Source organism: Leptothoe sp. EHU-05/26/07-4 (assembly GCF_043421015.1).
GTDB classification, from domain to species: Bacteria; Cyanobacteriota; Cyanobacteriia; order Phormidesmidales; family Phormidesmidaceae; genus Leptothoe; species Leptothoe turfae.
On record NZ_JAXSQV010000003.1, the window covers coordinates 61,238 to 85,085 of the forward strand.

Below are 23,848 nucleotides of genomic sequence, written 5' to 3' on the forward strand. Positions count from 1 at the left end.
TAAATGATTACTCCAGTTACCAGTTATCCCAGTTGCTCCAGTTTCCCCAGTTATCCCAGTTGCTCCAGTTTCCCCAATTATCCCAGTTGCTCCAGTTTCCCCAATTATCCCAGTTATACCAGTTCTGAGCGACCTCTTCTTGTTCAGGAGTGGAATCCACGTTCGTCTGATCAGTTTGCTCCAGTATGCCACTCGATTCTGAAGATCGACTTTGAGGGTCTTCTATCAAAGATATTCTAACTCTGTGCAGACGTTCTTCTACATTGCCAAGTGTTTCCGATGACCCTGCAAAGGCCTCTGCCGAGAGAACTGTCAATGTTCCCACAATAATGCTGGCACCTAGCAGAATAGCTGAGAGTTTGAGTTTTGGATGCATCTTTTTTTCCTTATTCTTGATGATTGTTTGACTATTTTGAGAGACTTTGTTCGTATTATTTGTGGTTTAACGAGTTGTCTCAGCTATCGCTAGTAATGTTGTCCCAAGTAATATTGTCCCAGTTTCCCCAGTTATCCCAGTTGTCGCCAGCAAAATTGATCCAGTTATCCCAGTTACCCCAGTTATACCAATCTGACTCATTTCCCTGCTTGATAATTAAATCTGTATTACTTGACTCGTTGGCTTCTGACTTTACAGTGAATTCAGGAGCCAACGGGATCCTCTTTTTTGTCAAGATATTCCTAACTCTTTGAAGCCGCATTTCTACGTTTGCAGAAACTTGTGAAGATTCTGCAAATGCAGCCATTGACAGCATAGATAATGCTCCCAAGATCAGCCCAGAAATGGCTAAAGTACTTAATAGTTTAAGTCTAGGATTTATTAGATCCATGGATATTTATAGACCTTTTCAATGGCTTTTGTTGGGTACTTTATCTGATTTCAAGTATTCACAATAAAGGTAATTTTGACTTGGCAAATATTTTTTTATTTTTTCTTGATTTTTAAAAATATGGGATGAGAAATTCCATAACTAATGCCAAGACTCAATAGGTAGAGAGTCCATATCTGATTTTTCAAAAGAATAATTTTTGTCGAACCTGTGTAAGATTTGTGCTACTGCAATTCAGCTGGTTTTTACTTTAAGGAATCCTAGAAACCAAGGGGCGAATATCACTACAGCAGTGATATTCGCTAAGCTAAATAGTTTCGTAAAAGAATGCATGGATAAAATTGCTTCAGTTCAAAGGGGGTATTACCCCTTAGATCTAGAAGGCTGGAACTTATTCAGTTTTGTGGAGTTATGTAAAGAGGGTCTAGAGGTAAAAAACTATAGGGAGTGAAGGCTATTACCCAGTGCCGTACTACCCACCACTGTTTTACAGGCACTCAACTACTGCTGACCGTCATGAAGGGCTGCCAGGGGAATGTAGCGCAAGACACCATCCGGAGCGTAGTAATCGACTCATTACCGGCTTGATTGAGCTGCTGAGCCATCAGGCCCATGAGCCTGATGTAGAACTTTTAAGCCAGGGACTCAATTAGCTGGCCGAAGAACTTAATGTTAATTTCTAAGTGAAGGTAGCCGTCCTTGATATGCCGTTGGCTGAGCGAAGTCAAGCCAACACTCCCAGCCAGCATCTCCTGAGCAAAGTCGAAGGGAATGCTTACAAGTGAAGCAGGTCGTACTGATACAAGAAATAATTTATTTGTGCATGCACAAATAACAGGCAATGAACTATGCAAACAACTACAAAGTTCTGAAAGGATAAAGATTATTCCTGTTATTTTTACCAGTGCTTTGGATCGAGTCACATATCGATAACATTAGTTGTGAGAATTACCCATTATGGGGCAAGCCTTCCTAATCTATTGAGATTCAATCCATGGAGTGCACAATTTTCATTGGGGTTTTGCCATGGCAAAGTTATTCTAAATACCTTGATTTTTAGGTATGTGAACTTATTATTATTTTTCATAGCTGTCGACAGCGAAGCCGTCGCAGTTATCGAAGACATCATCACTATGCAAGTGAATGGTGATGATGTCTCCGACCTATGATTGTTAGGCGGGCAACTATAGAATAGAATCCTAGTCCAAGATTGACCGAGATAAAGCCGTAGGATAGTTGAATAGGGTGAGAATCTGTTCCAAGAGATGGATAAACCTTTTTTTCTGGTTAGGATCCTCAGGAACATGTCTACCTTCGAATTGCCAATTTGTTACCGTTGAACATGTCCAGCATTTTCCCTGGTAGTCATGTCCTGATGCTTCAATGCCAATAAAACGACATGTAGGCTCTAACACAGCATCCGAAAAAAGAATCTGCAGAAAAACACATCGACAATTAAGCAAGTTTGATGTTTGTGGTGATACAAAATTCAAATCAATAGAGGAAGGTTGTATCTGTTGTTGTGTGATGTCATCCGTAAGCCATGGGCTTAGATCAGGAACTGCTACTGGAAACTCAGCTCTAAACATCACAGTAACATTAGCAATTTTACGTGTCAGACTAATGGACAGATCTTGAGCGCTAGCATTCATAAAACAGAAAAATCAAATTCAACTCAAAGTTGACAACTATCTACTTATTGCGATTATATATCAATAAGTAGATAGTTATTTCCCAGTAATTAGCCTGTAAATGTTTTCCTGCGAGGTTGAGCTAAACGAATTATAGGAGATATAAAAGATATATTAAAATGCCTGTATTTATTGATCTTATGGCATTTCATCTTATGAAAGATAGTATTTAAAGTTCGGGCCTAGGCGTATTTAATATTCTACCTTAAAAATATTTTTCAACACTAATGAGAATCTTTTGAAAACACCTATGGATATTTAATTAGATGCTTATTATCTAGTATTTTCTCAAACACATTCATCTTTTCATCTACCCATCCACAATCCTAGCCTGGGACTTTATGTGTGGGCAATTCCCTAATGGTCTTTACTGTATCTGAGCAATCTTTAAATGGCTGTGTTGAGATTTTCTTATGAGTTTGTTTATAACCTGTTGATCTAATGTTGTTATAGGACTAGCCTAGTGTTGTATCAGGTAGCCTTTATATCTGGTCAGACAACCTGGAGATAACCTCCAGGTTGTTTCCTGCGTGATTAAAACTTTCTTGCCGCAAACGCCTTGCTAATGTGTTTACTGGAATGCGTATAGCCAGCAAAGCTTTGGATGTAATTGACTAAGCAACGAGTCATTAAATAGTTATCAAACACACAACTATTACTTTAGGAGACTGACTAATGACTATCCCTGTATTGGCCTACAATCCTACTTCTCAAAACATTAGAGTTGCTGCCTTAGGGGTTGGCAATGAAGAAAGCCCTAAGATTTTCTCAACTAATACTCTACCTAACGCTCTAGAAATAGATGCGTTAATCTATGCGGCTTATCGACAGATTTTTAATGAACAACAGACAATTGCCCACAATCGTCAGCGTTTTTTAGAATCCCAGCTTAGGAGTAGTCAAATTACCGTCCGTGATTTTATTCGGGGATTGGTGACTGCCGATAGTTTTCGTCGCTATGTATATGACTGTAATAACAACTATCGGTTCGTTCAGCTTTGTGTGCAACGAATGTTAGGCCGAGATATTTATAGTCAAGCTGAGTCCAGAGCTTGGTCAATTGTCCTAGCTACTAAAGGTTTGACAGGATTTATCGATGCGCTTTTAGATAGTGATGAATATTTAAATACGTTTGGGGACGATACCGTCCCCTACCAGCGTCGAAGAATTTTGCCTCAGCGTGCAGTTGGAGAACTGCCGTTTGCACGAATGTCTCGCTATGGTTTAGGGCATTTAGAACAGCTGATGGAGTTGGGATATGACTATGTGGCACGACCTTTAGTGCCTAGTTGGTGGGAATTCCCCAAGGCTCCAGCGTCTCCCTTGCCCTATGTTGTTGTTAGTTTAATGACGTTTGCAGCACTTTATCTAATTGCGTTTGTGCCCATGGCTTCGTCTTGAGCCGCCATGGAATGACATAAAACTTAAAAAAGGAAATATTCTCAATAATCTGAGAATGAACTAGAGTTTACTTGAACCTTATTGACATTTAAAGTCAATAAGGTTCACTTTTTGACTACAGGACTCATAACTATGACAACGTCTGTTGCAACCAGCGCAGCGGGTTCACCGCCTTGGTGGGCGGGAAATGCTCGACTGGTGAACTTATCGGGGCGACTGCTTGGTGCCCATGTCGCCCATGCCGGGTTGATTGTGCTCTGGGCTGGATTGATTACTCTATTTGAGGTTAGTCGTCTAGACACCGCCCGTCCTCTATATGAGCAAGGCTTTATTTTGCTGCCTAATCTTGCTCGTCTAGGTTACGGCTTGGGAGATGGCGGCACGATTGTGGATGGTCACCCTTACTTTGTTGTGGGGGCTGTGCACCTAATTAGTTCTGCTTTTTTAGGATTTGGCGGGATTTTCCACACCCTCAAAGGTCCTGAAACTTTGGGGGGTAGCTATGCCTATGACTGGAGCGATGGCGATAAGATGACCCAAATTTTGGGGTCACATTTGGTGCTGCTTGGTGGTGGTGCATTGCTTTTGGTGGCCAAGGCCATGTTGTTGGGTGGCCTGTACGATCCTCTAACGCAGTCCGTGCATACGGTTACACCTAACACCAATCCGGCTGAAATTTTTGGTTATCTGTTCGCAGGTAAGTTTTGGCTAGCGGGTGTGGATAATCTTGAGGATGTCGTGGGTGGTCACCTGTATATCGGTATTGTGCTGATTTTAGGTGGTCTGTGGCATATTTCCAGTAAGCCTGCAGCGTGGGTAAAACAGCTGTTTGTGTTTTCAGGTGAAGCATACCTGGCCTATAGCTTGGGAGCACTCAGTCTGATGGCGTTTGTGGCCACATTGTTTGTCTCTGTTAACTCTTTAGTATTTCCTACAGATTTTTTTGGCCCTACGTTGACTATTGAATTTGACCGAGTTCCTTATTTTGTGAGTACTTCTCCTGTAGATGGCTACTCATCACGGGAGTGGTTGGCAAATGCTCATTTCTGGTTAGGGTTCTTTTTCCTACAAGGACATCTTTGGCACGCCCTCAGAGCCGCTGGTTTTAACTTCAATCAAGGTCAAGTGACTGAGAACGTCGGTGGACGTGTTGCTGCTCCGACTGAACAGATGGCTATTAGTCAGCTCAAGGGCTAAGCATCCTGTCAATAAACGAAATGCTGTTGCTGATTGAGAAGAATGAATCGATCTGAAAGGCATGCTGCTGATCAGGGGCGTTCAGGTTAACTCGTTCCGAGGATTAGCAACACTCAAAAACACTAAAAGGTAAATCATGACTGCAACTGCAATTAGTAGTCGACCAGTTTCCCAGCGTGTGGGCTGGTGGGCTGGTAACGCTCGATTCATTGACTTTTCTGGCAAACTTCTGGGAGCCCATGTGGCGCATGCTGGGCTTATTACCCTTTGGGCTGGGGCTATGACCCTGTTTGAGCTGTCTCGTTACAGCCCAGATTTGCCCATGTATGACCAGGGTCTCATTTTGCTTCCCCATCTGGCCACCTATGGTTTAGGCATTGGTGAGGGTGGCGTAATTGTTGACTCATATCCGTTTTTGGCTGTTGGTATGTTCCACTTGGTGGCCTCAGCTGTGTTGGGCGCAGGTGGTCTCTATCACTCATTTCTAGGTCCAGATCAGCTTAAGCAAGACCGCTCTTTTGCGGGCTTTTTTGGATATGACTGGCAAGACGATCGCAAGATGACCACCATCATTGGAATTCATCTAGTCTTGTTGGGGTTAGGGGCCTGGTTGTTAGTGGCCAAGGCGATGTTCTGGGGTGGTTTATATGACCCTGAGCTAGGTGCTATGCGGGTGGTGAATAACCCTACCCTAGGTGCCGGAGAAATTTTTGGTTACCTGGTAGGTTCCCATGGCGAAGCCGGTATGGCAGCGGTGGATAATCTTGAGGATATTGTCGGTGGCCACCTATGGGTTGGCTTAATGTGTGTATTAGGAGGCATTTGGCACATTGCCACTCGCCCCTTTGGCTGGGCTAAACAAGTTTTGGTTTATAACGGCGAAGCCTATTTGTCTTACAGCCTAGGGGCACTGGCCTACATGGGCATTTTTGCCGGCTATTTTGTCACCGTGAATGACACGGCGTATCCAGAAGTGTTCTATGGTCCACTGGGTTTCTTAGGGAATGCGGACATCATTCCCGTACGCACCTGGCTGGCAGCGTTTCATTTTGCCTTTGGCGGTCTATTGCTGGCCGGGCATCTATGGCACGCTATTCGAGCCAGGGCTCAGGCTCAAGGCTATAGCTTTGGAAGAGGGGATTTTGTGCTCAGCTATAACCCAGAGGTGGGCACCATGAATACGCCTCTCAACAGCTCTGATTTAAGCCTGCTGTGGATTAATAATTTGCCAATTTATCGCCAGGGGCTGTCTCCCTTTTCCCGCGGGCTAGAAATTGGCATGGCCCATGGATATTTCCTATTTGGGCCTTTTGCCATTTTGGGGCCACTGCGCAATACCGATCTAGCCGATCTTGCTGGCTTGCTTTCTGCCTGTGGTTTAGTGGTGATTCTGACCCTGGGACTGTCGCTCTACGGTAGGGCCGCCTTTGTCCCGAATAAGCCGATCGCTGGTGAGCTTCCTGAAAACCTTAAGTCTGCTGATGGCTGGAGCCAGTTTGCTACTAGCTTTTTAGTGGGTGGTGCTGGAGGGGCTCTATTTGCCTATCTGCTTGTTAGTAACGGTGATCTGCTAATGACTTTGTAGATATATCCCAACGGTCTTTAACCCGTAAGCCTTTCCTACGGGTTAAAGGCCATGAGACAACGCAGGTATATGGGCTTCTCTTGGCAATTAGCGCTATGCTTCCACACTTTTTCCAACTTCTTTTAAAAGAATTATTCTCAATAAATGAATTCCATGTATACTCATCTAGAGACAAGTCTAATTGACTTTGATTATCAATTGGACGGGAATTCGCCAAGGAGACTATAGTTCCGTCGCATTATAGTCTCCACTTTCTTTTGACTTGATTAAGGGAGTCGTTATGGCCAAAGTAGGTTTGTTTTATGGGTCTACTACAGGTAAGACCGCTGATGCTGCTGAGCAGGTTCAAGCAGCATTGGGTGGTGATTCAGTAGTGGATCTTATTGAAATTGAGGACGCAAGTGCTCTAGCTGAATATGAGTGTTTGATCATTGCGTGCCCGACCTGGAATATTGGTGAATTGCAAGATGATTGGGCTGCTGTATTCGACGATCTAGATGACGTTGATTTCAGTGGCAAAACTGTTGCCTACATGGGGACAGGTGATCAAATTGGCTATGCAGACAATTTTATGGATGCCATGGGGCAGCTAGAGGAGAAAATCGCTAGTCTAGGTGGTAAAACTGTCGGCTATTGGTCTGCAGACGGTTATGACCATGAGGCTTCCATGGCAATTCGTGATGGCAACAAGTTTTGTGGCTTAGCTCTTGATGATGACAATGAGTCTGACAAGACTGAGAGTCGTATCAAGACTTGGACTGCTCAAATTAAACAAGAAATGTCGCTCTAAGCTATCTTATTACTCCTCTCTGTAGATAGCTTTTCCTAATTCAGTCAATAGTCTGATGCATCGGTTTTTATTAGCATAAATGCTTGACTATTGACTGACTCTCTCTCTGACTCTGCGTTTTCTCTCTTTTTTAGTTTCATGAATGTTATCGCCCTGGTTCTACATGCAGTAGGCCGTGTGGGAGTGATTATTGGAATCGGCGCTGGTTTAATGTTTTGCATCTGGCGGATGCTTCATACCTTGAAACAGGGTGCTAACTATGTTAGACGATTACATCAGATTCCTTGCAGTCGGTGTGCTTATTTTACGGGAGATTACCGACTGAAATGTACTGTCCATCCCGTGTCTGCTTTGACTGAAGAAGCTATCGATTGTGTTGATTATGTTTCTAGCTCTCCCAGGTGTGGAAAACTCTGTTCTCAATCTGCGCCGACCTATCAGCATATTAAAGAGTTAGTTAAGCGATAGTTTTAAGGTTAGGCGTGGAGGTTAAGGTGCAAAGAGTCTAGCAAGCGGCAAAACTTTTTAATCGTTCCCCCCATATCTCCCAACGTCATTAATGTGCAAGTTTTTTAGATAGGGGCTTAAATAATGCAATCTCAACCAACATTAGATGTAGCTGTTAATCGAGTCGATGGCTCTAGTAGTTTATCTCAGCTTAGAGATTTCTCGTGGCTACAGGGTAATGCCCGTTTAATTAATCGAACTGAGCTATTGCTGGGTGCACATTTAGCCCATGCTGGTTTGATTATGTTCTGGGCAGGTTCATTTACCCTGTTGGAAATTTCTCGCTACGTTGCTGATGTGCCCCTGGCAGATCAAGGGCTATTGTTATTGCCCCGTCTGGTTAATTTGGGTTGGGGCACGGATAATATAGAGGCTTGGTTTGCGATCGCAATCCTCCACTTAGCATCATCAGCTGTTTTAGCTGCGGGTGGTTTGTTCCATGTGTTTAACAAGCAATCTACTAACTATGCAGTGGGCGATGACAGGATTATGGCCAAGGAAGAAGGATTGTGGAGTAATCCGGAAACCCTAAGCTTTATCCTAGGGCAACATTTAATTATCTTAGGATTTGCCGCATCATTATTTGTTCTTAAAGCTACTCGTTTTGGTGGTATTTACGATCCTCTAGCAGGCTCTGTTCATCTTGTTGAGAATGCCACCACCAATCCAGCTGTTATATTGGGTTATCTTTTCGGATTCACTCGCCATGGTTGGGATCCCATGGGGATGGCAGCGGTGGATAACCTTCCAGATTTAGTAGGAGGTCATCTTTGGATCTCTGTCATTTGTATCTCTGGAGGCATTTGGCATACGGTGCGTGCCCCATTTGGTTGGTTCCGAGAAAAGTTTATTTATGATGGCCATGTCATTTTGTCCTACAGTCTTGCTGGTGTTGGCCTGATGGCATTGATTTCTATCTTCTTTGTCTTCAATGAGCTGGTTTATCCCATTGAGATTTTTGGAGATAATCGATTAGAAACAGTGGTCTTGCAAGCCGTTTTGGCCGTGGTCTTTCTGGGTGGCCATGTGTGGCATAATCTGCTTGGTCAGAAGAGAAGTGGCCGCTTCAGTGAGTCTTCTTACTATGAAGCAGCCATGGCTGGTTTTGCTACCATATTGGTCGTCGCCTTGGCCATAGGATTGAACAGCGTTGCCTAGCGGTTTCTCAACTATGGATTCCTCTAAATCCATGCCGACTCATCTCTACCTGGTGGAGATGAGTTTTTTTTGACATTTAGATATGGTTTTAAGTTAATGCATTGGTATAACGTTACTCTACAAAATGACCGCTTGGGTCAAAAGACCACATTGAAGGCTTCGGAAGATCACTCCATATTAGATGCGGCAAAGGAAATGGGTTTGAACCTTCCTTTGCCCTGTCGGACAGGCATGTGTGATGCTTGTGTTGGTAAACTTTTGATCGGTGATCTTGATCAGACAGAGCAATCACTTTTAGACGACGCTCAAATTGCTGAGGGGGGTGTATTGTTGTGTCGTGCTTATGCGCTCTCCGACTGTACAATTGCTATTGATTGGGAGGGCGGTGTTTTAGAGCAGAACTATCCATTTATAGCTATAGGTAGTTAAGGCCTTCCCACTATATGTCGATTTCTCTTCCTTACGCCAATACATAAAATGCTATTGACGCAGATACAGGTCTAGAACCAGGTGGGGTGGTAGCTTAACAGTTGTTGGAGTACTGTTCTACTTTCAAATATTTCTGAGGGACTGGTATTGTGGAAACCCATGAGTTTGATGTTGTTATTATTGGTGGCGGTCCAGCAGGATGCGCTTGCGCACTCTACACAGCTCGCGCTGACTTAAAGACTATTATTTTGGATAAAAATCCAGCTGTAGGAGCCTTGGCCATTACCCATAAAATCGCCAATTATCCTGGTGTAGCTGGTGATATCAGTGGTGGTGCTTTACTGGATATGATGCGCGATCAGGCTGTTGCCTATGGCGCTGGTTATCAGCGATCTCAGGTCTTTAGTATTGATGTTGAGGGACCACTAAAAAAAGCTTATACTCCCGAAGGAACTTTTGTAGGGCGAGCTTTAGTATTGGCAGCAGGGGCTATGGGGCGAAAAGCTTCATTTCCTGGTGAGGCTGAATTTTTAGGCCGAGGTGTCAGCTATTGTGCTACGTGTGATGGGGCCTTTTATCGGGATCGTGAAGTCGCTGTTGTGGGCTCTAACCTGGAGGCACTAGAAGAAGCTCAAGTACTGACTAAATTTGCGTCTACCGTTCATTGGATTACGCCTAAAGTGCCTAAGCCGGATGATGTGCATAGTCAGCAACTGTTGCAGATGGGCAATGTCAAACCTTGGAATCGTGCTCGTTTACTGAATGTGCAGGGTGACATCATGGGGGTTAACGGTATAAACATTAAACCACTGGATCAATCTCCTATTGAACTACCTGTAGAGGGTGTTTTTATCTATCAGAGTGGCTCCAAACCGATCACAGATTTTATTCATGGTCAGATTGCCCTTAATCCGGACGGCGGGGTAAAAGTAGATGAGATGATGAACACTTCCGTAGACGGTGTGTGGGCCATTGGTGACATTCGAAATACGCCTTTTAAGCAAGCTGTTGTAGCAGCAGGAGATGGCTGTGTGGCGGCAATGTCTATTGATCGCTTTCTCAACCGTCGTAAGTCTATTAAGCCCGACTGGGATCACACATAGTCAAGCTAAAATAAATCCCTCAGGTTGGTGCAGGTAAATACTCTGGCAACACTGTTAAACACGCTAAGGCCGTATAGGTAAGGGCAAAGTAGGTTTCGAACCGGGCGATATATTCAAACCGACAGTTGCAATACCAGTCTCGTAGTAAAACAACAACGGCGAGCTTGAGTAACGCGACTGCCAGGGTAAGAGCTGTAAATAAAGATAACCAGCCTAATAAGTAAAGTGTTGCAGCTATTGCGATCGCAATGCTGTGATACACCAAACTACCGGTCAGAGAACTGGTTTTTACTTTGCGTAGCTTTATAGTAAAAACCGCACTGGCAAAAAAGAGAGTATTGAGTACCCATAGTCCTATGGCCTGAAGGGTAATGGTGCCTGTATTGGTGCCATAGATAAACAGCGTGGCCATACATATGGCTCCAAACATCAGCATCTCAGTATCGATACTCTTTTGTCGTCGCCGTAGCACAGCGACCATGTCGAACCCCATGGCGATGACACCCCCACTACAGATCCATAACAACACTGGATGACGATAAGTAAGGTAGGCGGCAATTGCGATCGCAATCCCGCCATAGATACCGGCCCACAATAAATATCGCGGTTTCCAACTTCGTCGTTGCTTAATTTGTACAACTAAGGGATGTTCGGCCTGTAATCCTAAAAAAGCACCCAGACAAGCCAGGCTAGTTTCCCATGTCCATGTTTGAGCAAGAGAAGCACCGGTTAGTAAAGCTCCAGCCAATACCAACAACACTCCATGCTCAGGAGAAAATGTGGGCCAATAAATAGGTTTAGTACTTCCTGCGCGAGATGTGGAGATCGAAAAAGTTGCTACTTGAGAACTGGTCATCATTGAAGAAAGTAATAAAATTGGCGTTGCTAATTTTTGGAAGGCTTAAGCTGAGAAATCCTCTGATGTCAAGCAATTGTGCCAGGGCCATTCATCCCTTAAATCACCTGCCACATAAACTTGTTCCATGCTTAGCAGCAGTATTTTGCTGTAGAAAAAACTCAATCAAACATTAATATCCAGGCTTTGCACTTTGAGATATGCCAGATCTACTTACATGAGAATTCTTCCTATTAAGGATATACTATGGAATGGCAAAAAGCTAACTATATTTCTCACGACTTGAAACAATAATCACAATTCTTTAGGTTCAGAAATAGAGAGCTTTGAGATTTATGGATAATTCAAGATGCCTTGGCCAGCAGGTTTAAATTTGAGAACTAGTGTCAATAGTTGCTATGCTTACTAGGGTAGCTAGCGGACTATCCATTTATGCTCCTACGTAAATGCCTTCCACTGTTTTTATTCTCTCTACTCTTAAATCCGCTGCCAGCCTTGGCCCAATCCCTTGAAGAGGTGGCACAGCAAGGTTTAGAAGCTTATCGCTCCGGAGAATATGAAGCGGCGGCAGCGGCCTGGCAGCAGATGATTGAGATTGACCCTCAAAATGCTGATGCCTATAACAATTTGGGGGCTACACTGTATCAATTAGGGCGGCCAGCAGAAGCTGTAGATGCCTATCGGCAAGCGTTAGAAATCAATGGAGATAGTGCAGATACCTATAATAATCTTGGCACTGTATTGGCATTTCAGGAGAACTATGAAGAAGCCATTGAGGCCTACGAGCAAGCCATTGAGATCGATCCAGACTTGCCTGAGGTCTATGTAAACCTGGGTAATCTACTGCCTGCAGAACAGGCAGTAGCAGCCTATGCAAAAGCGATAGAGCTTAACCCTAACTACGCTCAGGCTCACAACAACTTAGGCACAGTACTTTTTGAATTAGAGCGATATGAAGACGCCATTGTTGCCTATGGTCGTGCCTTGGAAATTGAGCCTGATTTCCAAGCCGCTCAAGAAAATTTAGCCCTAGCAGAAGCTGCCCTAGAAGCCCGTGAGGGCGAAGATGAGGACTCAAATGATGAGAATACTTCTTCAGAGTAGCTGAAGTTGGCGTTGCTGATTCTCAGGAAAAGGTATTTAAAAAATTCTGATTTAGGGAAATCTTACTACATCGATTTATCTCCTGAATCAGCAACGGCATAAATCAATTAGAGCGATACCTGTATGTGAGTATAGAAACAATTGTTTTATCGGCATATTAATCCTATTGCCTCTATACTTAGGCGTTGAAATCACTAGTACAATTCATCTTCCGAATTCGTTTCAATTTTGCAATCAGACATTGGATAGGTGACACAAAGTAAAGCATAGCCAGCAGATAGCTGATCGTCATCTAAAAATGACTGATCTGATTGGTCAACGTCTCCTTCTAAAATTTTGCCAGCACAGGATGAACAGGCTCCAGCACGACACGAAAAAGGTAAATCAACTCCTTCCTCTTCAGCAACATCAAGAATGTACTCATCTTCAGGCACCTCAATGATTGCATTGATGCCGTACTTTTCATTGACAAGATTCACTTTGTAAGTCTGCATGTACGTTATTTAAAGAACAAAATATTCCTCTCGTATTATTGCAATATTTTCTCAATAATCAACTCATAAATTAAAAATTACTAATGATTTCGCTGTAGCTATTCAGGATGCTGATTTGTAGATTACACCTACATCTATTGGCGAGTAATTCTCAACTCTCTAAGGGTAAGTCACTTTCATGAATATACGCTATTATTGAGAATAAATCCTATTAATAAAGGTGAAACATATGGTTGCCTGTCCTTGCTGTTCTGGGAATTTGCTGCGCCATGTTCGTGCAGCAGGTCTCTACTGGATGTGTTTACGGTGTCGTCAGGAAATGCCACTAATGACCAGTGTAGAGCTTGTTAAACAAAACCATAAAGTAGACCAGCATTTCGTTGTTGAATATTCCCGCAGCTAGGGCTTTCCTGTTGGTTAACCCATAACTGAATATGATACCGGTAGCCTAAGTATATAGGACTGATTCTCAATATTAACTGTATAATTATTTTCACCTGGAATAGTTGAATTCTAGTTGCTATTGGCAGCCAAAGGGCTTTCTGTGGGTTCTGCTCAATGAGACTTTTGGATTTTTTCAGAATTTGGCTATTGCGGTGTTCACTCGGTTATTTTGTGGTTGAAATATTTTTTATTTCAACCACAATTTTTTTTTGTCGAAAGGTAGTGAGCCCCTGACTCCTTCGTCCTAACTCCCTGTCGAGCCGAGCTTTCCTGGATTAAGTGGATGCTCCGTGTATGAGCTACCTCATAGAATAAGATGGAGTTCTTTGGCATATTCAGGGTATTGTCTTGCGCTAATGAATATGGCTCAGATAGATCTGAAAACTGCCCCAGCCCATCAAGTGTTAGCAACTGCCGGTAAACAGGCTCTTCGCCCAGGAGGATATAGAGCGACTGAACAGCTTTTTGCCTGGGCTGACTTTCAGCCTGGTGAAACTGTTCTAGAATTGGCGGCAAGCTTTGGTTACAGTGCAATTTCCTTGGCGCAGTGCTACGGAGTACGTGTGGTGGGCATCGAGAAAAATTCTGACAGTGTGGCTCGTGCCCAAGCCAATATTGCTGCTGCTGGCTTAACTGACCAGGTCAGTGTTATTAAGGGAGATATTTTCCATTTAGAGGAAATTACAGAACAGTTTGACTATGTGCTAGCAGAAGCAATTTTGACCATGCAGTCTGCCGCAGGTAAGGTTAAAATTTTGTCTGGCATTTGCGATCGCCTCAAACCTAATGGTCAATTTCTTAGTCACGAATCGCGGGCGAGTGATTCTAATATTGAGGCTATTCATCGAGACCTGTCCACCACTATTCGGGTGAATGCCGCCCCGTTGTCCATGCAGGGATGGATGGATGTTTGTCAAACCGCAGGACTCACTGTAGAGCAGTCCAACAGTGGTCCTATGGCACTGCTTAACCCTCTCTGTATTGCTAAAGAGGAAGGCGTACCGACTCTACTAACCATGGGTTGGAATATGCTCACCCGTCCGGTTCTCCGTCAGCGCATTCTCTCTATGCGAGAAACGTTTATCCGTCATGGCAGCAACTTAGGTTATGTTGTGCTTTGTGCCAGAAAGGAGAGATAAACCATGTCTAGTCTCACGTTTATGCCCACGTTGTCTGCTGTTGGTTAGTGCCGTAGATTATATTTCAACTAAGACTCTAAAACGATGCCGAGGAACCTGACTGTTTTGTTTTTACTAGGGCAACTCTTCCATACCGGGGATCAATATCTAGTCCCATGATTTCTACCTCATGTTTATCAGTCTGAGAAGAGTCCTCAATTGTATAAGTTACGACTTCTCCAGGTGTCAACGTTAAACAGTGATTGAAGATGGCTTTCCTGGACTTTATGGGTAAAAACACGGTGTCTCCATAGGCCAAAGCCGCATGATTTTGAAAGGTAACTTGTCCATCATGGGTTAAGATCCCCGCTGGTGTTGGAAATTGATCACACCAATGAACAGCTAAAAACCAACGAGCATCAGCTAGCCGATTAAAAATATGCCCCTTCTTGGGATGTTGTAATACACGGTAGCCACCTTTGACCGAGATAATAGTGCCACCTAAAAAAGCAACGGCAACATCAATAAAGTGATTCATTGTTCAGAGTCATGGATTGTGTGACTTCAAGAATTGTTTTCGAGGATGTTAATAACTGTGAAGAAAATTATAGATTGAGAATTTTAGAAATTAGTATGCTCCAAGCGATCGCAACAGTAATTGGGGACAGAATTAACAACAGATTTATGTCAATTATGGCAGGAGGATCCCACATAAACTAATGCTCTCCAGAAATATGTAATCTTTACGGCTTTTCACCGATTTGCTCTAGTCGGCTCAATACAATCTGACGATTTCGTCGTGCGTTCTGATAGCCAGGATTATGCATCAAGGCTTGTTCAAATGAATGTAGAGCATCTTGATACCTTTCCAGGTTGAAAAGGGCATCCCCTCGGTTATCCCAACCGAGAGCGGAGCCTTGTGCGCCCCATTGACTATTGATTTCAAGGGCTAAATCACAGGATACTAAGGCTTGATGAAATTCTTGCAGTTGACTGAGAACACCACAGCGATTTGCCAAAACAAGAGAATACTCTGGTTCAATTAATAAAGCATGATTGTACGCTAACAAAGCATCTGGATAACGCTTTTGGCTAAAAAGCTGTTGCCCTAAATTATTCCATACTGTGGCATCAGTAACACTGGCAACAGCAGGGGATACGTTAACTATTAAACAGAGAAAAAGAGTGATAACTATCGTGACTAACGATTCAATCTCTCGACCCACCATTACTTGCATGCCTCCCGCATTCATACATGCTCAGACATATGACCTTAGCATCACCTAAATAAGAAAAATTGTCAATAAGGATCTACGGCAATTTGTAGGTGATTTTATGAATTTAGGAGCGTGACTGATAATGCCTGCGCCACGGGAAGCAACTGTATTTAGTTTGCTCAGCAGACGATTAAGCAAACCTGAGGGACTTGTCGGTTCACATATCCGTTCGGGTGTTAGGTGATAGGGTTGGGTACTTTGGCTTAATACTTACACTTATCATCTCTAGGGCCTCATACCGTTTGGCCAGCCTGTGATCGTGAAATATGCGTGTAATCCCAGGTTTAGCGTAGGCAAGATCGGCTGCGATCGCAATCGCCCTACCATCGATCCCCGCTAAAAATCAGCTTTCTAAGCATAGGCCTTTCTTGAGATTTATACCCAATAAGCCTGATTTATGTACAACTTAACGTCTTCTAAAATTTGGTAAGCGGCTAGAATGCTGCGACCCACTACCCAAATTTTCCCATCCTTTTGGAGTAGATGAAGCTTATCCTGCCAAGGCTCAGGCACCTTGCCTGCTTTGATCTCGTTATCATCGTCTCAACGATTCCGTTGTTTGGGCACCGGTACTAATGTGGCATCGACGATTTGACCACATAGGGCTTGGTAGCCCATCGCGTTAAGATAGGCCCCCAAACTACCTAAGCAACGGTTCCACGAGCTCAACTATAATCACGCAACATTTTTTTGATCTCGAGTGTATGCATTTCTTCCTGTCCAATTTTGGTACGGGTATATTCTTCCAAATAAACGCTGGCGTTTTGGACCACATCTAGGAGCTTTTTGTACATATTTAATGCCGTTTGCTCATGGTTTAGACTTTCTGACAGGAGGTCTTTAACCGAGTGGCGGTTGTTTTCCTCAATAGCTGAGATTTGCTGACTGGGATGGCCTTCTAGCCCAGTAATAATCTCACCGGCTTCTTGGGCATGGAGTAAAGATTCATTTGCCTGAGTCTTGAAAAAATCTACAATCGGAATGCGATTGGGCCCAGTAACCATTAAAGAACAATGGGTATAACGCACCACACCAGCTAGCTCAAATTCCATAATTTGATTGAGCAGTTCAATGGTTTGTGAGGTGTCAAGGTTTTTCATTTAGTCATGTTGAGAATCAACGAGTTCTGATTATAAGCATGGAATAGGTTTTATGGGTGGCTATGATTTAATGGTTGGAGTTGAAAGATGATTGGGGCATGGGTTTAGCTAAGTAGACATAAATCATCTGGTAGATCATCTGGAAGCCTGCAATTTCAATTGCAACTAATAAGAGAAAGCTCATATTTCAACTGTTTCCAATCCCTTGTGCTATCGTCAAAGTAGAGTCTCATAAAGCAGAGGCGCTCTATTATGATTGGGCGTTTAGTGATTAGTTTAGGGTTGTTGGGGAGTATCTGTATAACGAGTGCAGCCACTGCCGCTGGGCTAGCTGTTGTCGACTCGGCCACATTAGGAACCCACCGTAATTTACCTTGGTCAGAGCCAGTTCAAATCAATGATCCGTTTGAAGGCAGCTTTGTTGGGGTATTTGACCGTCATTCCTTTAGCGATCGCTTTTTGAATACAACCGCCCGAATTGAGGTGCAGAGCCTCTGGAGTCGTGATTTTATTCGGGTGCTGTCGATTATTCGCGATCGCGACTGTCTCAGCGGGTCGTTTCGGGTTTCTCCAGATTTGAGTTGCTCAGAATTTAGTAACGCCAGAAATATCATTCAACTTTTCATTAAAGTTGATGGCGATGTGTTTCAAATTGATGGACAAAATAATGTGTTCTCAGTGAGCAATGAGTTAGCCCAAGCGTTGCAAAATGCACCAGAGACAACGCTTGATATTCGACTGGTGACTGATAGCGGCGAAGCAATCGATAGCAAAATTGGCGAGGACACCGTTAAAGCTTGGAAAACGGTCTATGCCACCGATCTGGCTCAGCCATTTTAAGACAGCACTCGTGCATCAATTTGATGGATGAGTTAGCTTGATTTGCACATACAACGGCACCTCGCCCCCGGCTAGAAAGCCGCTCCAGGCATTATATCCGAGGGGGAAGATTAGTGGCGACAAGCACCTGCTGCCAGTTTGCCTAGGCTGAAGGGATCATGTTTCTGAGTTTCCCTGCTGTGGAGTGGCACTGGACGGATACCAGTTTAATGCAAGAAGGGCCTGGCTAGCCACGACCATCTTTTGTCCGTTATCTGAAAGGGGCCGTTCACCCAAGTCTAGCGAGTCAGCCCGCACGGCACGGAACACGCCGAAGCGACACAGGCCACCCCCAAAGGCTAAACGCATTAATAGAAATGTGGGTACTTCTCGCAATGATTTGAGCAGTCCGACAACCCCAAACCGCATCAGTGATGATGACCCATGGGTGCGGGGAGTCAGCAGATAAACAACGATGTCAACCACCAGCAAAATCGCTAGGAGGGCAACAAGCAATGACAAAATATTCATGTTAGTAACTATTCTCATTTTTAGGATGGAGGCGGTTGCCCACTGGGGCAATGGACATACGATGAGAGAACTGCCGTTGTCAACATCGACGCATGCGGCGAGTCACTGATTGAGAGAGAGATGCGATCGTACATCCAATCAACATCAACCAACCCCGCCATGGAAATCGCCTGGCTGGTTTTCCAAAGGTCTTTTGGCTCCGCATCTTATGGGTAAGTGCCGTTTGTGAAACAAACGTAAGTGCCGCTTGTTTCACAAACGGATGAACCGACGCAGGAATACATCCAGGGCGATGCAGATACTGTTGCAACATGAGTGCTTCAGGCGGCAGTATAATGGATGGCACGATGCTTTTAACTTTTTTCAAAATGATCTGTTGAGAACGGGTTAGACAGTGCTAAGAGCAATAGATTGTTCATACCTTTTGCAGGCATAACAATCCGTGACACACTGGCCAACAGTTTTTCAAAAAATTAATTAGATAACTAACAGATGCCCAAAATTAACAGGCACACTTAATAGTTATGGAGCTAGATATGCCTAGGGTAGAGCATTGTAGAGATTTCCCCTGGCAACATAGTTACAATTACGCACTAAAATCATCATCCGTACCTCGCAGATGTTGTAGAACATGAATTGGACTATCGGCGGGCATTCTGACTGAGAGGTGCGACACCTCCTTCACAGCTGCGGGACAGCGGCAGATTCTCACTGCTCTTTCCCCGTTTCCTCTAAGGACTGTTTCCCCTTAGAACCGATACGCCCAGTAATCTAGCACATTCTGACTACGCACAACACGGAATGTTAATTCAATTTGCGGTGCTGTCTGTGCGGCTCATTCTCGATTCCCTGACTCTAACGATGGCAAATGCATTCGCATTAGCAATAGTGTGGCGATCACCGCAGCAACAGAACTGACATAAAAAGGAGCCGCTGTAGAGACTGTTGCATAGAGCCAGCCAGCGATGAGACTGGCAGGTAATGCAGACAAACCAACTACCATATGAAAGGTGCCGGTTTCAGCGCCTCGTCGGTTGGGGTGTACTAGATCGGCAACAAATGCTTTTTGGACACCCCGCGTTAGAGTGCCATAGAGGCCGTATAACATAAACAGTAACCAAATAATAGCAGGCGTCTCTGCTTGAGCAAATCCCAAATAGGTGATAGCAAAGACAAGATATCCACTGACGAGTAGCGGTCGTCGCCCTATTTGGTCAGATAGACGACCAGCGATCAGTCCTAATCCAACGGCTACCAGGTTAAAAGCTGCGTATAGTAACAGAAGTGTAGAGCCGGTAAAGCTCAGCTCTTGGGCCCGTAATAACAGAAAAACATCCGATGAATTTCCTAAACTAAAGAGGGTAACGGCTAGTAAATACTGTCGATAGGTGGGGCTTAATCCTCGTAATGTAAATTGGGGACGTGCTTTTCTAGTTTGAGGACGTTGTTCTTTGACCTGAGTTAGTAAGATCAAAACACCCAGGAGCGCTGGGAAAAATGCGATCGCAAACACGCCTCGATAATTTCCTACAGAGTGTTGCAAAAAGACAAAACCCACCAGCGGACCCAGCACTTCACCCACCGTTTCCAAACTATGGTGTAAGCCAAATGCCTGTCCCCGTTGGGCAGCAGTACAATTCTCAACAATTAGAACATCCCGTGGTGCAGCTCGTAATCCTTTGCCAATCCGATCAAACAAACGTGCCCCTAACACATGGCCCCAGGTTCCCGACAGAGCTAACCCTAGTTTAGACAATGCCCCTAAGCTATAACCGGCCAACGCAAAAGGTTTGCGCCGACCGGCCCAGTCCGACAGCCAGCCAGAGTACAGTTTCAAAATACTGGCCGTGCTCTCAGCAATCCCCTCGATCAGCCCCACTGTCCAAACTGGAGCACCCAGCATGCTCGTCAAGAAAAAAGGTGTTAGTGGATACACCATCTTGCTGGCAAAATCAGTCAGCAAGCTTACCCAGCCTAGAGCTTGAACGGTTCGTGTCAGCCTACGTGATTGATTAGTCATAGAATCCTACTGGGGGTTCTCAGGATGAAGTAGCAGGGGGATAAGATGATCTGTCCTATCCCCCCTGCCCTCAAAAATTAAGCTTGAGGCATGAACAGAGCCAAGCTGCCAAACAGTAAAAACAGTCCTCCACCTAATGCAGTCAGTGTACGTTCTGAAACCCTGCCACAGAGCCAGCGACCACAGTTAGTGGCAATGGCTGCACAAATAGCATGGCCCAGGACGGCACCCATCACGACTCCGCCAGGTGGATTGGCTGCGGCCAGAGCAATGGTAGCAATTTGGGTGCGATCGCCCCACTCCGCCACGAAGACTAACCCAAAGGTCTCGGCCATAATTGCCAAGGGAGTCTCTTTCGGTTTTCTCTTGCTTTTTTCTGCCCTATCTACTGCTTCAGCCGCATCTTTCTCTTCGTCTCCTGTTGTTGCCATCTGGCTAGCCTGATATAGCAGCCGAATACCAAAAACAATAAATAAACAAACCTCAGCCCATTTAACCACTGAGTCGGGTAACAGTGATGCCGCCTGCCCAACTAAAACGGAGAGTATTGTCATGAGGGCTAATGCCCCAACCGCCCCTGCAAATACCCAGCGGCGACGATGGCGCATGGCCAAAATGGCGGCAATAAAAAAGGTCTTATCACCCAACTCAGAGATAGTAATCAATAACAGACTGGCCGTAAATGCAGCTAGCATCCTTTCAAATTCCTCAGATCACAACGGTCTCTGGCACGAATTTGACGAGGCACAAGACTCCACCAAATCCGCGTCAGCAGATTTAGTGAAGGTCTCGCTAATGACTAGTGGAAATTCCCTATCATTCTCTGAACCAGGCTCATCACCAGTATGTTGATTCAGAGATGTCGGCTAAACCGATAGCTACTCCCCTTCGAGAAGGATTATACGACAAATAGAGTCTTTATGATTTTTAATTGCATGATTTCCTATAAAATACATACACAATGGATTACTAGCAGGTACATACGGAACAACGGCCTTACTTATTTGGACGGGAGTTATACTCTGCAGCCAAAGCATTAAAGACCGTTTGCACATCAGCTTTCGACTCGTCTGTCGCATCTAAATCGTCTAGCTGTTGCTTCACATACCAAATAGCTGTTCCAAGCCCTGTGTCAGATAGAGTAGATAAGGCATCTTGGCTTATTAATAAGGTCGGTTGTTGCGCAAATAAAGCAGCGGTTGCCCGAATACGAACTGGTGAATTTTCGTCATTAATGGCTGCAAGTAGGGCTTCTGTAGAGGCAGGATTTGCCTCCTTTGCCATCAATGCATAAGCTGCAGCAGAACGGACAGCCGAATCTGGATGATGTTTCAAAACATTAACTGCCATAGGAATGATTTCCTCTGAAGCGACATTGATATCACTCAGTGCACCCAAAGCATGTCGCCGAGCCCAAACACTAGAATCGCTTGATGCGACTGTAATTAAGTCTGAAATCATAGCTTTTATCTCAGCATTAGAGGAATCTAGTACGGATATAAGCCAGTCCGCACTGAATACAGTTTTTGCACGGACGCAAGCACTGCTGTCTTTCAACCCATGGGCAATTAAGGGGACCAATTGAGGAGACAGCGTCTGATGACTGACAACAACTTCGGTTAGTCCATCGAAGCTACTTAAACGGATGCCTGGATCTTCATCTTGCGTTCCTTGAGTCAAGATTGGAAGAACTTCAGACAGTAGTGTCTCTTGGGATGCAGCCGCCGTAGCCAGTCCTTCAATGCTGGTGGCTCGGACCCTTGGATCTTTATCTTGGAGAGCTATCCTGAGATTAGGCAAGAGTGTAGTCGGGTCCGTATTAGAAATGAGAATTAAAAGGGATTTATAGCGAGTTGTACTATTCCAACTCTCAAGAGAGGTCAACAGTTTCTCAATATCTATGTCGTCTTGCTTACTTCTTAGGAAATGGGCATCATTCTGAGATATCCCATTGCTAATATCTTTGCAGTCTCCCCGATCTCCGATGCGTTCGAGAGAGAACAAAGAACAGTTACTGCTGAGAAACAACATAGATGACAGGATAAAATAACGGCCAAGCTTTTGAGATATCAACAATTTCATAGGATTAGATTAATCTGTCTTTAGAACTGTGTGCTGAAATATTTAAAGCAAAAATTCACTAAGGCAACAACTAGGAAATATTTCGATAATAGTGAAAAAACGCGATTGAGTTAAAGTTAGTATCCGGATCTAAATCCTATGAAACTCAAAAGTTTTCACTATAGTTTCCACTGCAACAACCCATTGATTTTTATGTTTCTATGAAGACTCTTTAAAGTAGAGTTCAATCTTTAAATTTACTCTAAGTGTTGTTCTAGCTACTCAAATACAAAAACAATCCACATCGTAATTAATCAGTTTATGTAACAAAGCTCCCGCTTGGGGTTAAATAAACTCCGGTTCAGTGTTGAATCAGTTGAGTTTAGCCTGCGGGGGGCAGGGCGCACGGGTGCTGCGTAACGGCTTTAATAGGCTGGGGGAGATCCCCTATCAAGCATACTGGCTCTGTAAGCCCTGCTTTACTAGGCTTTGCCAGCACTGCCAAACAACCTGATTTTTTGAGCAATAATCTCTTGCATGGCACCTGTTGATGCCTTCTGACAATCTAAGAGATCACGTTTGGAATCAGTTTTTCCATACTCTCGCCAAAACTGAAGATATTTTTGTCGAACCTCAGTATTAACGTTGAATTTGCAGACTCCCAATTCAATTGAGCGTTGAATCATCAGAGCCGGTAGGCCAGACGCACCGTGTAGCACTAGCGGAATATCGAGCTGCTGACGCACCTTGGCCAGACGCTTAAAATCCAACCGGGGTTCACTGTGATACCGCCCATGAACATTACCAATGGTGACCGCAAGGAAATCTACCCTCGATTCTGCTACAAACTGTTTCGCCTGGTAAGGGTCGGTCATCTTGGCTTCTTTTGCAGCCACCGTCATGCCATCTTCGGTACCGCTGATTCTGCCAATTTCTGCCTCTACAGTGGCTCCCTGGGCATGGGCTAAGGCTGTCATTTCACGGGTAAACGCGAGGTTCTCTTGAAACGGAAATTTAGAACCATCCGCTAAAACCGATTGAACCCCAGCGTCTAAAGCCGTTTCGATGTGGGTACGACTGTCACAGTGGTCCAAATGAACTGACATCGGTACCTTGGCCGAGTCCGCTGCTTCGATAAAGAGTTTGACCAGAGGTGTCCCTCCATACTCTAGGATATTTGGCAAAATTTGGATAATTGCCGGACTATTGTCAGCTTCAGCTGCATTAACAACGGCTTTGACACCTTCGAGGTTGTATAAGTTAAAAGCACCGACAGCATAGGCCTGTTTTTGAGCTTTCTCTAGCAGTTCTTTAGTAGACGTAAGTATAAAAGGGG

General features: G+C 44.3%; 25 protein-coding genes, 1 pseudogene and 1 riboswitch. Of the genes and pseudogenes, 12 read left to right on the forward strand and 14 right to left on the reverse strand.

Going from position 1 to position 23,848, the window contains the following annotated elements:
• Nucleotides 1-16: 16 nt before the first annotated feature.
• Both U2F10_RS08125 and U2F10_RS08130 read right to left on the reverse strand, forming a co-directional pair.
• On the reverse strand, nucleotides 17-376 hold the full coding sequence (locus U2F10_RS08125; RefSeq protein WP_499871667.1) for a hypothetical protein: 360 nt from the start codon (nucleotides 374-376) through the stop codon (nucleotides 17-19).
• A 79-nt stretch (nucleotides 377-455) separates the two neighbouring features.
• A complete protein-coding gene (locus U2F10_RS08130; protein WP_499871668.1) occupies nucleotides 456-827 on the reverse strand; it encodes a hypothetical protein in 372 nt (123 codons plus the stop codon).
• Nucleotides 828-1,291: 464 nt separating this feature from the next.
• Here U2F10_RS08130 and U2F10_RS08135 point away from each other — a divergent pair, with 464 nt between their 5' ends.
• Nucleotides 1,292-1,480, forward strand: a complete 189-nt coding sequence (locus U2F10_RS08135; RefSeq protein ID WP_163660212.1) for a hypothetical protein — start codon at nucleotides 1,292-1,294, stop codon at nucleotides 1,478-1,480.
• Nucleotides 1,481-2,026: 546 nt separating this feature from the next.
• On the opposite strand, the gene U2F10_RS08140 is transcribed toward U2F10_RS08135, so the two are convergent.
• On the reverse strand, nucleotides 2,027-2,479 hold the full coding sequence (locus tag U2F10_RS08140) for a Tery_1686 family protein (protein WP_489670947.1): 453 nt from the start codon (nucleotides 2,477-2,479) through the stop codon (nucleotides 2,027-2,029).
• 714 nt (nucleotides 2,480-3,193) lie between these two features.
• Here U2F10_RS08140 and U2F10_RS08145 point away from each other — a divergent pair.
• The 8 genes from U2F10_RS08145 to U2F10_RS08180 all read left to right on the forward strand — a co-directional run bounded on the left by U2F10_RS08145 (nucleotide 3,194) and on the right by U2F10_RS08180 (nucleotide 10,688).
• Nucleotides 3,194-3,919: a phycobilisome rod-core linker polypeptide gene (locus tag U2F10_RS08145; protein WP_163660210.1), complete on the forward strand. Its 726-nt coding sequence runs from the start codon at nucleotides 3,194-3,196 to the stop codon at nucleotides 3,917-3,919.
• A 132-nt stretch (nucleotides 3,920-4,051) separates the two neighbouring features.
• Complete coding sequence (locus U2F10_RS08150; protein WP_163660208.1) at nucleotides 4,052-5,116, forward strand: chlorophyll a/b binding light-harvesting protein; 1,065 nt, start codon at nucleotides 4,052-4,054, stop codon at nucleotides 5,114-5,116.
• A gap of 136 nt (nucleotides 5,117-5,252) precedes the next feature.
• Entirely contained in the window at nucleotides 5,253-6,701 is a 1,449-nt protein-coding gene (locus U2F10_RS08155) for a chlorophyll a/b binding light-harvesting protein (RefSeq protein ID WP_499871669.1), read from the forward strand.
• Between the two features lie 280 nt (nucleotides 6,702-6,981).
• Entirely contained in the window at nucleotides 6,982-7,491 is a 510-nt protein-coding gene (gene fldA / locus U2F10_RS08160) for a flavodoxin FldA (protein ID WP_163660204.1), read from the forward strand.
• A gap of 210 nt (nucleotides 7,492-7,701) precedes the next feature.
• Nucleotides 7,702-7,959, forward strand: a complete 258-nt coding sequence (locus U2F10_RS08165; RefSeq protein ID WP_250564790.1) for a hypothetical protein — start codon at nucleotides 7,702-7,704, stop codon at nucleotides 7,957-7,959.
• Between the two features lie 123 nt (nucleotides 7,960-8,082).
• On the forward strand, nucleotides 8,083-9,156 hold the full coding sequence (locus U2F10_RS08170; RefSeq protein WP_163660202.1) for a chlorophyll a/b binding light-harvesting protein: 1,074 nt from the start codon (nucleotides 8,083-8,085) through the stop codon (nucleotides 9,154-9,156).
• A 69-nt stretch (nucleotides 9,157-9,225) separates the two neighbouring features.
• On the forward strand, nucleotides 9,226-9,585 hold the full coding sequence (locus U2F10_RS08175) for a 2Fe-2S iron-sulfur cluster-binding protein (protein ID WP_431732003.1): 360 nt from the start codon (nucleotides 9,226-9,228) through the stop codon (nucleotides 9,583-9,585).
• Nucleotides 9,586-9,734: 149 nt separating this feature from the next.
• Nucleotides 9,735-10,688 (forward strand): FAD-dependent oxidoreductase, encoded by a 954-nt coding sequence (locus tag U2F10_RS08180; RefSeq protein ID WP_163700331.1) that lies wholly within the window; start codon nucleotides 9,735-9,737, stop codon nucleotides 10,686-10,688.
• 19 nt (nucleotides 10,689-10,707) lie between these two features.
• On the opposite strand, the gene U2F10_RS08185 is transcribed toward U2F10_RS08180, so the two are convergent.
• Nucleotides 10,708-11,547, reverse strand: a complete 840-nt coding sequence (locus U2F10_RS08185) for a YwiC-like family protein (RefSeq protein ID WP_499058792.1) — start codon at nucleotides 11,545-11,547, stop codon at nucleotides 10,708-10,710.
• Between the two features lie 429 nt (nucleotides 11,548-11,976).
• Between U2F10_RS08185 and U2F10_RS08190 the strand changes: the two genes are divergently transcribed.
• Nucleotides 11,977-12,648 carry a tetratricopeptide repeat protein gene (locus tag U2F10_RS08190; protein WP_163700334.1) on the forward strand — a complete coding sequence of 224 codons (672 nt, stop codon included), beginning with the start codon at nucleotides 11,977-11,979 and terminating at the stop codon, nucleotides 12,646-12,648.
• A 194-nt stretch (nucleotides 12,649-12,842) separates the two neighbouring features.
• On the opposite strand, the gene U2F10_RS08195 is transcribed toward U2F10_RS08190, so the two are convergent.
• The gene (locus tag U2F10_RS08195; RefSeq protein ID WP_163700337.1) at nucleotides 12,843-13,142 is read right to left on the reverse strand and encodes a 2Fe-2S iron-sulfur cluster-binding protein; all 300 of its coding nucleotides are present in this window, start codon (nucleotides 13,140-13,142) and stop codon (nucleotides 12,843-12,845) included.
• An 800-nt stretch (nucleotides 13,143-13,942) separates the two neighbouring features.
• On the opposite strand from U2F10_RS08195, the gene U2F10_RS08200 reads away from it, so the two are divergent.
• Nucleotides 13,943-14,725: an SAM-dependent methyltransferase gene (locus U2F10_RS08200; RefSeq protein WP_250566008.1), complete on the forward strand. Its 783-nt coding sequence runs from the start codon at nucleotides 13,943-13,945 to the stop codon at nucleotides 14,723-14,725.
• Nucleotides 14,726-14,801: 76 nt separating this feature from the next.
• On the opposite strand, the gene U2F10_RS08205 is transcribed toward U2F10_RS08200, so the two are convergent.
• From U2F10_RS08205 to U2F10_RS08215, 3 genes are all read right to left on the reverse strand, one after another.
• The gene (locus U2F10_RS08205; protein WP_163702933.1) at nucleotides 14,802-15,242 is read right to left on the reverse strand and encodes a hypothetical protein; all 441 of its coding nucleotides are present in this window, start codon (nucleotides 15,240-15,242) and stop codon (nucleotides 14,802-14,804) included.
• 205 nt (nucleotides 15,243-15,447) lie between these two features.
• Nucleotides 15,448-15,942 carry a tetratricopeptide repeat protein gene (locus U2F10_RS08210; RefSeq protein ID WP_163702934.1) on the reverse strand — a complete coding sequence of 165 codons (495 nt, stop codon included), beginning with the start codon at nucleotides 15,940-15,942 and terminating at the stop codon, nucleotides 15,448-15,450.
• Between the two features lie 704 nt (nucleotides 15,943-16,646).
• Nucleotides 16,647-17,081 (reverse strand): ferritin-like domain-containing protein, encoded by a 435-nt coding sequence (locus tag U2F10_RS08215; protein WP_163660186.1) that lies wholly within the window; start codon nucleotides 17,079-17,081, stop codon nucleotides 16,647-16,649.
• 252 nt (nucleotides 17,082-17,333) lie between these two features.
• Here U2F10_RS08215 and U2F10_RS08220 point away from each other — a divergent pair, with 252 nt between their 5' ends.
• Entirely contained in the window at nucleotides 17,334-17,921 is a 588-nt protein-coding gene (locus U2F10_RS08220) for a hypothetical protein (RefSeq protein ID WP_163660184.1), read from the forward strand.
• A gap of 282 nt (nucleotides 17,922-18,203) precedes the next feature.
• Here U2F10_RS08220 and U2F10_RS08225 read toward each other — a convergent pair.
• The 6 genes and pseudogenes from U2F10_RS08225 to U2F10_RS08250 all read right to left on the reverse strand — a co-directional run.
• Nucleotides 18,204-18,332, reverse strand: a pseudogene (locus U2F10_RS08225) (SAM-dependent methyltransferase); the annotation flags it as partial.
• 178 nt (nucleotides 18,333-18,510) lie between these two features.
• Nucleotides 18,511-18,777: a hypothetical protein gene (locus U2F10_RS08230; protein ID WP_163660179.1), complete on the reverse strand. Its 267-nt coding sequence runs from the start codon at nucleotides 18,775-18,777 to the stop codon at nucleotides 18,511-18,513.
• Nucleotides 18,778-19,060: 283 nt separating this feature from the next.
• Nucleotides 19,061-19,205: riboswitch (cobalamin riboswitch) on the reverse strand.
• A 61-nt stretch (nucleotides 19,206-19,266) separates the two neighbouring features.
• A complete protein-coding gene (locus U2F10_RS08235) occupies nucleotides 19,267-20,451 on the reverse strand; it encodes an MFS transporter (RefSeq protein ID WP_163660177.1) in 1,185 nt (394 codons plus the stop codon).
• A 77-nt stretch (nucleotides 20,452-20,528) separates the two neighbouring features.
• Nucleotides 20,529-21,146: a TMEM165/GDT1 family protein gene (locus U2F10_RS08240; RefSeq protein ID WP_163660175.1), complete on the reverse strand. Its 618-nt coding sequence runs from the start codon at nucleotides 21,144-21,146 to the stop codon at nucleotides 20,529-20,531.
• 301 nt (nucleotides 21,147-21,447) lie between these two features.
• Entirely contained in the window at nucleotides 21,448-22,533 is a 1,086-nt protein-coding gene (locus tag U2F10_RS08245; protein ID WP_499871671.1) for a HEAT repeat domain-containing protein, read from the reverse strand.
• A gap of 461 nt (nucleotides 22,534-22,994) precedes the next feature.
• Nucleotides 22,995-23,840: a class II fructose-bisphosphate aldolase gene (locus U2F10_RS08250; protein WP_163698914.1), complete on the reverse strand. Its 846-nt coding sequence runs from the start codon at nucleotides 23,838-23,840 to the stop codon at nucleotides 22,995-22,997.
• Between the last annotated feature and the right edge of the window lie 8 nt (nucleotides 23,841-23,848).